The sequence below is a fragment of the Mesorhizobium sp. M1A.F.Ca.IN.022.07.1.1 genome, assembly GCF_003997575.1.
Taxonomy (GTDB): Bacteria; Pseudomonadota; Alphaproteobacteria; order Rhizobiales; family Rhizobiaceae; genus Mesorhizobium.
Window position 1 is genome coordinate 1 of the sequence record NZ_RZST01000212.1, and the last position, 10,501, is coordinate 10,501.

Genomic DNA, 10,501 nt, shown 5'->3' on the forward strand with positions numbered 1-10,501 from the left:
GCCCATTCCACCGAAGTTGCCTCCTGCACTTTTGACGAGCAGCGCCGGGTGATGGAGATCGCCCAGGATGAAGTAGGCGACAAATATCCTCTCGTTCATGGCATCTGGGCTGACGGGAGCTTAGAGGGTTTTGTTGCAACGGCTGAATAGGGGCGCAGAGAGGCCTGATGCGATGGTCAATCAGGCGGCGAGGATTCGGAGAGTGCACCTATTGAATGTTGGTGCGTGCGCGGGGGCGCGCGTCGTTGCGTTCATGCTCGAAAAGAGCCGGCGGAAGCGGAGCACGATTGCGTATTATGTCGGATCCCTTCTCGCCCACCATGATCGTCGGAGCATTGGTGTTGCAGGACGGCACCCGCGGCATGACTGAGGAGTCGCAAACGCGTAAGCCCTCCAACCCATGGACCTTGAGATCGAACCCGACGACGGCCATGGAATCGAAACCCATCTTGCACGTGCCGACCGGGTGGTGATCGGTCTTGGCATTGGCGCACCCGTAAATGAACAAGTCTTCGTCCGTCACGGCCTTTGGTCCAGGCAGGCGCTCGGCCATCACGAAAGGTTCCAAGGCGGCCTGCTGCATGATCTCCCGGGCGATCTTCAGGCCCTCGATCGACATTTTCCGATCGTGCGGGTCTTCCCAATAGTTGGGGTCGATCAGCGGGGCCGCCGAAGGATCGGCGGAAGAAAGTCTAACCGTGCCGCGAGAGCGCGGATGCAGATAGGCGGAGTTCAGCGTCACACCGGCGTTCTTCAGCCGCTCGACTCCCGCCTCTATCCCGGAGCCGAGGCCGAGGTGGAACTGGACGTCGGGCGAGCGGGCCTCGGGGTCCGCATACCAAAAACCGCCCGTCTCGAAGAGCGAGGAGGCGACCGGACCAGTGCGGAAGAGTACGTACTGGATACCGGCCCAGAGGGTGCGGTGCAGCTTCGCCACGTTGTCATAGGTGTGGTCGCCGGTGCATTCGCAAATGACGAACAGGTCGAGATGGTCCTGCATGTTCGAGCCCACCCCCGGTAGGTCGTGTTTCACCTGAACTCCGACAGATTTAAGATGATCGATCGGGCCGATGCCCGACTGCAGGAGTAACTTAGGCGAGCCTATGGCGCCGGAGGAGACGAGTACTTCGCGTTCCGCCCGGATCGCTTCGATGCCCTTCGCGGTCACCACCTCCACGCCCACGGCGCGGGTGCCTTCCAGCACGATGCGGGCGACGCGAGCGCCGGTGCGGATCGAAAGGTTTCTCCGACCCTTGATCGGCGACAGATAGGCCATTGAGGCGGAGGAGCGACGGCGATTGCGTTGCGTAAGCTGATAGAAGCCGACGCCGGCCTGCTGGCGACCGTTGAAGTCGTGGTTGTAGGGAACGCCGAGTTCCTGGCCGGCGCGGATATACGCGTCGCAGATCGGGAGATTCGAGACTGGCATGGAGACGCCGAGCGGCCCGCCATAGGAATGGTAGTCGTCGGCAAAACGCTGGTTGTCCTCAGCGCGCTTAAAATAGGGCAGGATTTCACGATAGCTCCAGCCCTCGCAGCCGTCGTCTGTCGCCCAGAGATCGTAATCGGCTGCATTGCCGCGCGTATAGAGCTGTGCATTGATTGAGGAACCTCCGCCGATCACTTTCGCCTGCGTATAGCGCAGCACTCGGCCTTTCATGTGCTTCTGCGGCACGGTTTCCCAGCCCCAACTCGCCACGCCCTTGGTCATCTTGGCGAAGCCCGCCGGCATGTGGAACAGCGGGTTCCAATCTCCGCCGCCAGCCTCCAGCAACAACACGCGCACGGCCGGATCTTCCGAAAGCCGGTTCGCGAGCACGCAGCCGGCAGGCCCGGCTCCGGTGATGATGTAGTCGAAGCCCATTCTGTTGCTCCCTTCAGAGGCGTGGAATTGAAGAACTCCCGTCGGTCGGCTTCGACGATTATTCCCGTCGCAAAAACCCAAATCGCCGGAAGCGAGTGCCGTGCAGATTTTGCCGAGGTCTGCTGCTTCTTCCCCTCGCTGCATGCCGGGCCGCACCTCAACAGGGCCTGCGCTCGCGGGACATGGAACTGAGGCCGTCTCCAGCAGCAAGGCGTTGAGTTCCTCCAGGTTCTTGAAGCGCGACCTTGGCGTGAAAAAGCGCTCGCGCCCAGCCTGACCTGGTTCTCGACCCGACCCTTCTCCCAACCCGACGCTGGAGTGCAGGCCACCGGCTCGACAAGAGAGTGGCCGATCCAAAGGCATGGCCAAACAGCGGTATCGACGTCCTCGTGCCACGGAATTCCCAGCGCTGAATGGCCTCAGCTGCCGCTTACGCTACATGCGGCAATATGCGCTTCCATCTGATTGCCACGCGGCACCCAAGGACGGACGCTGGGAGGCTTGGGGGTGCGTTCAATGACGCGTTTGATTTGGGCCGCTGCATCAAGCCAATCGCTCGAACACGACGTTGATGTCAGTCATTGCAGCAAGCCGGTATGATCTACATTCCATTACTTTGATGATCCGATCCCTATTGCCCTTTAGATAATGCTCGTTTGGCTCGCATTGGATGACAGCAGGTCTGATGCACTCGTAGTCAATGGCCTTGACGAGATCGTGATCCAGTCCTTCGCAATCGATCGATAAGAAATCGATCTTATTGGCATAAGGGGCCAGTAGTTCATTGATACCGATCGCGCTCACCTCGATATGTTCTCGGATACCTCCTAAACCGTCGAAGTCCCCGAAACTTTCAACGTGCGCTTTATCCACCGACGAAAGCTCATGGGCGTTTCCGATGAAGAGCGTCGCAGACGCTTGCGGAGCGGGCAAGACAACGGATCGAACGAGAACGTCTTCCGGGCGAGCAGTCCTGATCAGCGCTTCCAATTCAGGATTGGGTTCAACCAGAACACCTCGCGCGCCCCGTTGGTACATAAGAAAGGTATTTGAGGTAGAAATGGGGTGATTAGCGCCGATATCGACATAAAACACACTGTCCCAAGATCTTTCACTCTTGCAGAGTTTTGCAGCCAAGATTCCTTCAACAATAACATCTTCCCCGGCTTGTGCGTAACTAGCCGGCGCGAAGTGCTTTATCCGAGAGTTCGGCAGATTGCGCCTAGCGACCTCTTGGTTTATGGACTGATTTTCAAACTTGGACAGCATAGCTCGACCTCCATGCATTGGACAGGGGACCGCTACGACCGGTTGTCGCGACGGCTCCTGTCATAATCCCTGCAATCGGCGTGCCACGTGCCGAATGCGGTGCTCCTTACTTAACAAGAGTGAAACACGCGCGCCCGCTGGAATGGCCGCGACACTTTTGTCGGGTTCGCTACATGGGCGCTACCGTCCGGCGACTTGCCGAGGAGGTTGCAAAGTTTTTGGCAATCAGGTCATCGGGCTCGGGTGTTCCTCGGAGAGTTGAGATGTTCAAAGGCCGCCATTTCGACCAATCCGTGTTCTTGCTTCACGCAGGCAGACCAACCGGGAAGGTTTTGTTGCAACGGCTGAATAGGGGCGCAGAGAGGCCTGATGCGATGGTCAATCAGGCGGCGAGGATTTCGAATGCGTACCTCGCCCGTCGCTTGCGCATCATGTGGATCATTTCGATGCCGGAAAGGATGGTGCAGGCAGTGGCCGTCGATTTGAAGCCGAGCATCGGCCGGACCCGGCGCTTGATACGCCGATGGTCCTGCTCGATCCGATTGTTCAAATACTGGCTCCGGCGGATGCGGAACGGCTTCAGCCGGCGCCGGGAGCGATCCTGCAAGCGATTTGTGATGTCGCAGGAAACGATCGCCTCGTGGTTGGTCTGGCTCCCGTGGATGACGACGCGATCCGGTCGGCCATGACGCTCAAGCGCCTTTCTGAAGAAGCGCTTGGCCGCAGGCAGGTCGCGCTGCTCGCTGAACCAAAACTCGACTGTGTCACCGACAGTGTCGATGGCGCGATAGAGATACGTCCACTGGCCGCGGACCTTGATGTAGGTCTCGTCGACATGCCACTTGCCGGTGACGGCACGCTTGCGCCGGTTGAAACGCTCGAGCAACAAGGGCGAGAAACGAACGGCCCAGCGGTGGATGGTCGTGTGATCGACCGTGATGCCGCGCTCGGCCATCATCTCCTCAAGATCGCGCAGGCTCAGATTGTAGGCGAGATACCAGCGCACGCACAGCAGGATCACGGATTGGTCGAACTGACGGCCTTTGAACATTGCAACCCTCCGAAATGATCGAAGGCTCCTTGCCACAGCGCTGGTAATCAAAAGGTTGCAACAGAACCCTTCCAGGCGCACCGTTCATTGTGCAGGGTCAGCCAGTGCCAGGATCGCCATCATCGATTTTGTCGGTGTCGATCTCCATCGCTGCAGCTTAACACAGACCGCACCCGCCGCGGCCCACCGACCACATGGGACTAACCGACTGCGGACGGCTAGCTGAGAGAAGCGATCAGGTCGCCACGCTACTCTTCAGTCTCCGACCTGAGTTCAGTAACCGCTGATGCAGCGATTCGAGGCTGCCGGAGTGCAGCGCGGCCCTGAAGCAGGCCGTGAAAAGATCGCACTCGCGAATTGACGCTGCCCGGCGGTTGGCGAAGTTTGCTCATAGGGCCGTACTTGTTGAACCGATGCTGATCCAGATGTGCGAGCAGCGCATCGATTTGCCGCCCATCCAGCGCCTCGAAGGCTGTGCATATATCGATCCCGCACGCCTTCAGGATTTCGCGGGCGCGCTTCGCATTTTCATTCCGTTCATGCATGAGGGTAGTCTCCGATTATGGCGGCAGTCGCTTTGGTCAGCAGCATAATCGGTTTACCGCAGAGATTGCGAGACCGAAAAGCCAATCCGGGCGGCCTTGACCGGATGGCTACCCGACAATAGCGCGTTGCTCGTCTGGATAAAGTTGGGCGATTACGGCGGGAACGAAGAAGCTCGCGGGAACGTCGAATCGTCTGAGGAGCTCCAAAATCCGAGGCATCCCCCGTCGGCTCCCGTACTGGCCCCATGACAATCTACCCAGGGACCGCCCTCCCCTTCGCAATTCGTTCGACTCGTGATCAACGTCGAACGAGATAGCGACGGCGCAACGATTGCCGTCGGGCCACTTTGGCGTCAGTGCCTTGCCCGCTCTGACTATGTTGACGCGCCCGCGCCAATGGCTTTCAGGCCACTCCCAGGGGCTCAGTTCAGTAGAATCGGACACTTTTAGCTGCAGTATCTTCACCGACGTTCCAACGGAGCGTGGGGCGGGTTAGCCCAAGGACGATGGCCTCAACAGATGAGCTGGCAGCGACTCAGACTGATGCCAGCATAATTCGCTTTCGTTGATGTTCGTGTTCCCTGACCACCCGGGCGACCAAGAGGGGGTAGGCGGCGCTACCTATCTCGCCTCCAGCACGGCACTGAGGAACTGACGCGTCCGCTCGTTCTGCGGATTGCCCAACAGCTGGTCGGGCGGGCCCTGCTCGACGATCTTGCCGCCGTAGAAGAAACAGACCCGGTCGGAAAACTCCTTGGCGAAGCCCATCTGGTGTGTGACCATCAGCATGGTGAGGTCATGCTCGGCGCCGAGCTTGCGGATGACGTTGAGCACCTCCCCGATCAGCTCTGGGTCTAGCGCCGAAGTCACCTCGTCGAACAGCATCACCTTGGGCCGCATCGCAAGCGCACGAGCGATCGCCACGCGCTGCTTCTGTCCTCCGGAAAGTTGGATCGGAAAGTGATTCCTCTTGTCGCTGAGCCCCACCATGTCGAGCAGTTCGGCGGCGCGCTCCTCCGCCTGCTTCTTCGGCAGCCCGAGCACGGAAACCGGAGCCTCCATGCAGTTTTGCAGCGCCGTCATGTGGGGAAAGAGATTGAAGTGCTGGAACACCATGCCGATCTTGCTGCGGACACGCCTGAGATGCCGGTCACTCGCAGGGACCAACTGGCCATCCTTCTGCATGTGCGTGAGCGGCTCTCCATCGACCCAAATCACTCCTCCTTGGATTTGTTCCAGCGTCATGAGCATGCGCAGGACCGTGGTCTTGCCAGAGCCCGAAGGACCGATTATGCAAACCTTCTCGTTACGGGCGATGTCGAGATTGAGCTCGTCGAGCACGGTCAGCGCGCCATAGCGCTTTGTGACGTTTTCGAAGCGGACCATGGGTTCGTTCATTACTTTCTCGTTGCACGCAGTCTCGGGATTGTCCAGCACGGTCAGCGTCCCATAACTTTTTGCGGCGTTTTCAAAGTGGATTCTGGGTTCGTTCATGACATACCTCCTATTGCAGCCGATAGCGGCGGTTGAGCCAGATGCTCACCGACTGCACGATCGCAGAAGCGGCCAGACTGAACACGAGAAAGAAGAAGCCGACCATGACGATGGCCTCGGTGTAGCGGTAGTTATTGGCGCCGAAAATCTTCGCCTGCTGCAACATCTCCAGGATCGCGATGGCGGCTAGGATCGGGGTTTCCTTAAACATGCCGACAAAGTAGTTGCCCAGGGCAGGCACGATGGGAGGGATCGCCTGCGGCAGAATGATGGTGCGCCAGGTTCGTATTCGCGACAGATTGAGCGCCGTGCAGGCCTCCCACTGGCCTTCTTCAACCGCCAGGATGCCGGCGCGATATACCTCTGAGCAATATGCGGCGTAGTGGATGCCGAGCATGCCGATGCCCGCTGTCCAGGCGGGAATGAGTATGCCGAATTGGGGTCCGACGAAATAGACGAAGAACACCTGCAGCAGTAGAGGCGTGGAGCGAATGGACTCCACAATCTCTGTCATGGCTGTAGACACGTAGCGGTTCGGCGACTGGCGGATCAGCGCGATGATTAGGCCTAGCACCAGCGCGATTGCGAAACTCAGCACCGTGGCCTGAACCGTGACGATTGCGCCGAGATAGAGATACGGCAACGCTTCCCAGACGTAGGACCAGTCCCATATGCTCATGCCAGCGCCTCCCGCACGAAGCCACTTGAGAGACGGCGCTCCAGCCACCGCACGAGGGGAGTGATCAGGGCGCGCGCGATGAGGTAGTAGCCGAACAGCGCCACCGCAAAGAACAGCAGGTAGTTGCCGGTGGCGTCGGCTGCCAGCTTCGAGGCGGTGGTGAACTCGGTGATGGTGATGAAGAAAACGAGCGAGGTCGACTTAAGCAGCTCGATCAGCAGGTTGCCCGAGGGCGGCAGCATGCTCCGGATCGCCTGTGGCACTACGATGCGGCGCATCATGGTGAGGCGCGGGAAGTTGAGCGCGGTACTCGCTTCATACTGGCCGCGGTCGACAGCCTGGATTGCGGCGCGCACCACCTCGGCGAGGTAGGCAGAGTAGTTCATGCCAATGCCGAAGATGGCAACTGCCCACGGCGAAAGAGCAATGCCAAAGAAAGGCAGCACAAAGAACAACAAGTAGACCTGCACCAGCAGCGAAGTTCCGCGAAAGAATTCGATATAGGCAACGGCTAACCATCGCAGCGGCCAAAGGGAGGAGACCCGAATTAAACCCGCGATAAGACCGAGCACAACTGCCACCAGAGAAGCCCCGATGGTTATGAAAACGGTGATCAGGAGGCCATGGGCGAGCGCCAAAACGCTGAAGTTGAGAGAGAATTCGTTCATGTTTCTATCCAATTTGACGCTCCCCGGCCGGGACCGGGGAGACGCATCAGGATCTGGAGGAACGGTGATACTAAGCCTTACGATTTGCAGAGATCGGCGGTCTTGCTACCATCCGGCAAAAGCGACTTATCGTATCCATACTTGCCAACTAATGACATCATCTCATCAGAGCCGATATAATCCTTCATCACCTCGTTGATTGCATCGACTGTGTCCTGCTCGCCTTGAGGGAATGCGAACGCAGGATAGCCGGGTTTATAATTTGGCTTGAACGGGTTGGCGAGCTCGAGTGAATCGTCGTTGCGGATCGCGCCTTTAATGCCCAGATATTCACCACCCCCGGCATCGGCGCGACCAGACTTGACTGCCTGGGCTATTTCCACGTAACCGGCAACTTGCATGATCTTATCGTCTGGGATGCCCGTGTCTTGCGCCCTTTTCACGTCGGCATATCCGGCACCGGTAACAAATGTCAGCCCCTTGTCACGAATATCTGGCAAGGAATGCACCCCTTTGGGGTTGCCTTTCGGCACCACGAGACCGCCGTACACCGTCCCGAACGGATCGGTGAATAGCACGTTGCGGCAGCGCTGAGGCAACACGAACATCGCGCTAGTGATCACATCGATGCGGCCTCCCTGCATGCCAGGGATAAGCGATCCCCACTCCATGTCCACGGGTTCGAACTTTGTCGCTCCCAGTTTCTTCAGGAGCTCCATCACCAAAACATTGCCGATGCCCAGCATCTCGTTGTTCTCTCCCTTGAACGACCATGCGGTGTCAGTGGAGAAGCCGATGCGGATTGGCCCGCCATTCTTGATCCTGTCGAGCAGGGCCCCCGCCGAGGCGGAGCCAGCCAGCGAGGCGATCGCCACCGCCGTGATGCCGAGAGCGGCCATTCCCCTCAGAACTGCACGTCTGACGGGATCAGTTCGGCCTGTGAGGTGTTGATGCTTGATCATAGATTCCTCCTTGTTTTTCGCGCTGCCCCACCAAACAAGTGAGGACAGTGGTTTTCCCATCCTCATGCCGGTTATAATAGCGCTTAAAGCACCCCATTTCGCGCGAATCTGGCCCGTAGGCGCAGGAAACCGGCGATTCAGGCGCCATTCACGCCTTCTGTGCCCTCTCCGTTGGATTGTGAAGCTGCCGACCATGCTCTCCCACTATGCATCATTGGCTGTCAATCTGGCAGGCGCGTCTCGAAGCCGTGCGCGACAGTTTGCGGATGGTGCTTTTAGGTGGGGTAGGCGATGTGCAATGACCTCTTACACTTCGTTCTTCAGCCGGCGCTACGCGCACGGGTGTCAGGCGGCGCCATCTTCTTGTCGCCTCGATCACGGCATCGGCAACGCATCGTGATGTTAGCGGACGGGGTGATTACCGTACGGATCAGGCCGAGCTTTCTTCCGTTCCAAAAAGGGCTTTTACCCGACAAGCTCACCCTTGGCCCCGCCGCGGGGTGAAGCGGGCGTCCGGCAGAGTTCGAGGCGGGTCCCGAAAAGCCTCATATCACCGTTGGCACTCGTGCCGCGCGTCAGGATCGCCCCCGGTCTTTGAAACTGCGGAACTAGTTTGCGCAGCAGCTTCTGCAGCTCCCCCGCCCACGACACTCAGATTGCGATCTGCAAGCGTGGCCGGCTGCAGATCAGAACCCGACCGGGATAAGGCGGGATAGGTGACAGGCCATTGCTCGGAATACTGGCCGGCTTGCGTAGAATGCGCCGGCGTGAAGCCGATCAGGGAGTAGGTCGCAGAATTCTGCGTCACCACCCTCTCCCCGAACACTGCTTAAGGATTAAGAGATCGGCTCGCGCTTTGTGGACTCCACGGTCTTGAGACCGGAGACGCCCGCAATCAATAGGCTACCAAACGTGCGCTTCCGCGAAAGCAGCTAACCGGATTACGCAGCCAGGCGGCTACTGCCCCCGTCCATCGTTATTGTTGTTCCGTTCAGATATCTCGCGCCGTCCCCCACAATGATGGGATTAGTTCCGCAAGCTCATTGGCTGTTCCGATCCGTCCCAACGGATTGGCCGTAGCAATCCTTCCAGTGGCGGACCGTCGATCGAGTCCCTCGCCAACCATAATTTCCTCAATTCTCCTGCGCACCCTGCCGGTGTCAAAGTATCCTGGCGCTACAACATTTACGCGAACGCCACTTCCTGCAAGAGTATCAGCAAGGTGCTTGGCGACTACTGCTATCCGGCTCGCATGACATTCGACGCAACCCTGTGGTCGGTCGCTTCGTGGATACCCGCCGACGTCACATAGACGATATCCCCACCACGCTCCGACGCTTTCATCACTTTAGCTGCGGCTCGCGACAGCCGCACTGCACTCAGTGGCAAACATCTCGTATGACTCATCCCAATCGTCGTCACTTAAAATGTCGATAGTTCCGTATGGCGCGTGGCCGGAACACGACGAGGCAATCAGCGCCTCCCAACAGAGTGAGTGTACGATCGAACAAAATGTCAACATCTGATCGTCGCGATAGATCTGCGACGATACCATGAGCAACTTCGCATCTCGATTTGTCCCTCAATTCGGCAACAGCTTTATCCAATTCCGATTTCGCCCGCAAATGACCACCTGCGCTCCATCTTGCCCAAGTCTATTTGCAATTGCTAACCCTAGCAGGCTGTTGAAGAAGTCTGCCGTATTGCCTTGAGGATGGCCTCGTCGCCGTTGTGGTAGGCGAATGTGATCTCGATCGAGCCGTCGTCGAGCAGTTCGGCGTGGCCATCGCCTGTGACTTCGTCCATCTCGTCACATCCACCCCATGTGAAGTGAACTATCGAGGGGCTGTAGCTCAGATCGAGGCTGGCTTGCAGGGCGCCAAAGGCGATCTCGCGTTGTTGTCGCCGCCGATGGTGATCATGGCGCGGCCGCTGAGGTTCAGGTAGCCGCGATCCCACAGGTCGGCCT

At 58.6% G+C, this 10,501-nt stretch carries 9 protein-coding genes and 1 pseudogene; all 10 read right to left on the bottom strand.

What is annotated here, in order from left to right; genetic code table 11:
* Positions 1-208: 208 nt before the first annotated feature.
* The 10 genes and pseudogenes from EOA75_RS21475 to EOA75_RS35625 all read right to left on the bottom strand — a co-directional run bounded on the left by EOA75_RS21475 (position 209) and on the right by EOA75_RS35625 (position 10,338).
* On the bottom strand, positions 209-1,864 hold the full coding sequence (locus EOA75_RS21475; RefSeq protein WP_127325101.1) for a GMC family oxidoreductase N-terminal domain-containing protein: 1,656 nt from the start codon (positions 1,862-1,864) through the stop codon (positions 209-211).
* A 213-nt stretch (positions 1,865-2,077) separates the two neighbouring features.
* Positions 2,078-2,211 (bottom strand): annotated as a pseudogene (locus EOA75_RS21480) (IS21 family transposase); the annotation flags it as partial.
* A gap of 196 nt (positions 2,212-2,407) precedes the next feature.
* The gene (locus EOA75_RS21485; protein WP_164747481.1) at positions 2,408-3,133 is read right to left on the bottom strand and encodes an FkbM family methyltransferase; all 726 of its coding nucleotides are present in this window, start codon (positions 3,131-3,133) and stop codon (positions 2,408-2,410) included.
* 382 nt (positions 3,134-3,515) lie between these two features.
* A complete protein-coding gene (locus EOA75_RS21490) occupies positions 3,516-4,184 on the bottom strand; it encodes an IS6 family transposase (protein ID WP_127325103.1) in 669 nt (222 codons plus the stop codon).
* A gap of 248 nt (positions 4,185-4,432) precedes the next feature.
* On the bottom strand, positions 4,433-4,729 hold the full coding sequence (locus tag EOA75_RS21495; protein WP_127325104.1) for a hypothetical protein: 297 nt from the start codon (positions 4,727-4,729) through the stop codon (positions 4,433-4,435).
* A gap of 621 nt (positions 4,730-5,350) precedes the next feature.
* Positions 5,351-6,127 (bottom strand): ectoine/hydroxyectoine ABC transporter ATP-binding protein EhuA, encoded by a 777-nt coding sequence (ehuA, locus tag EOA75_RS21500; RefSeq protein WP_281058545.1) that lies wholly within the window; start codon positions 6,125-6,127, stop codon positions 5,351-5,353.
* Positions 6,128-6,233: 106 nt separating this feature from the next.
* Complete coding sequence (gene ehuD, locus EOA75_RS21505) at positions 6,234-6,902, bottom strand: ectoine/hydroxyectoine ABC transporter permease subunit EhuD (RefSeq protein WP_127325106.1); 669 nt, start codon at positions 6,900-6,902, stop codon at positions 6,234-6,236.
* Complete coding sequence (gene ehuC, locus EOA75_RS21510) at positions 6,899-7,570, bottom strand: ectoine/hydroxyectoine ABC transporter permease subunit EhuC (RefSeq protein ID WP_127325107.1); 672 nt, start codon at positions 7,568-7,570, stop codon at positions 6,899-6,901. Before ehuC ends, ehuD begins: the two co-directional genes overlap by 4 nt.
* Positions 7,571-7,647: 77 nt before the next feature.
* Positions 7,648-8,532, bottom strand: a complete 885-nt coding sequence (locus EOA75_RS21515) for a transporter substrate-binding domain-containing protein (protein WP_245466699.1) — start codon at positions 8,530-8,532, stop codon at positions 7,648-7,650.
* Positions 8,533-10,206: 1,674 nt separating this feature from the next.
* Positions 10,207-10,338: a hypothetical protein gene (locus tag EOA75_RS35625; RefSeq protein WP_281058544.1), complete on the bottom strand. Its 132-nt coding sequence runs from the start codon at positions 10,336-10,338 to the stop codon at positions 10,207-10,209.
* Positions 10,339-10,501 lie beyond the last annotated feature (163 nt).

Coding starts and splice junctions, on each gene's coding strand:
- EOA75_RS21475 (WP_127325101.1), bottom strand. CDS start 1,864: ATGGGCTTCGACTACATCATCACCGGAGCCGGGCCTGCCGGCTGCGTG.
- EOA75_RS21485 (WP_164747481.1), bottom strand. CDS start 3,133: ATGCTGTCCAAGTTTGAAAATCAGTCCATAAACCAAGAGGTCGCTAGG.
- EOA75_RS21490 (WP_127325103.1), bottom strand. CDS start 4,184: ATGTTCAAAGGCCGTCAGTTCGACCAATCCGTGATCCTGCTGTGCGTG.
- EOA75_RS21495 (WP_127325104.1), bottom strand. CDS start 4,729: ATGCATGAACGGAATGAAAATGCGAAGCGCGCCCGCGAAATCCTGAAG.
- ehuA (WP_281058545.1), bottom strand. CDS start 6,127: ATGAACGAACCCATGGTCCGCTTCGAAAACGTCACAAAGCGCTATGGC.
- ehuD (WP_127325106.1), bottom strand. CDS start 6,902: ATGAGCATATGGGACTGGTCCTACGTCTGGGAAGCGTTGCCGTATCTC.
- ehuC (WP_127325107.1), bottom strand. CDS start 7,570: ATGAACGAATTCTCTCTCAACTTCAGCGTTTTGGCGCTCGCCCATGGC.
- EOA75_RS21515 (WP_245466699.1), bottom strand. CDS start 8,532: ATGATCAAGCATCAACACCTCACAGGCCGAACTGATCCCGTCAGACGT.
- EOA75_RS35625 (WP_281058544.1), bottom strand. CDS start 10,338: ATGGACGAAGTCACAGGCGATGGCCACGCCGAACTGCTCGACGACGGC.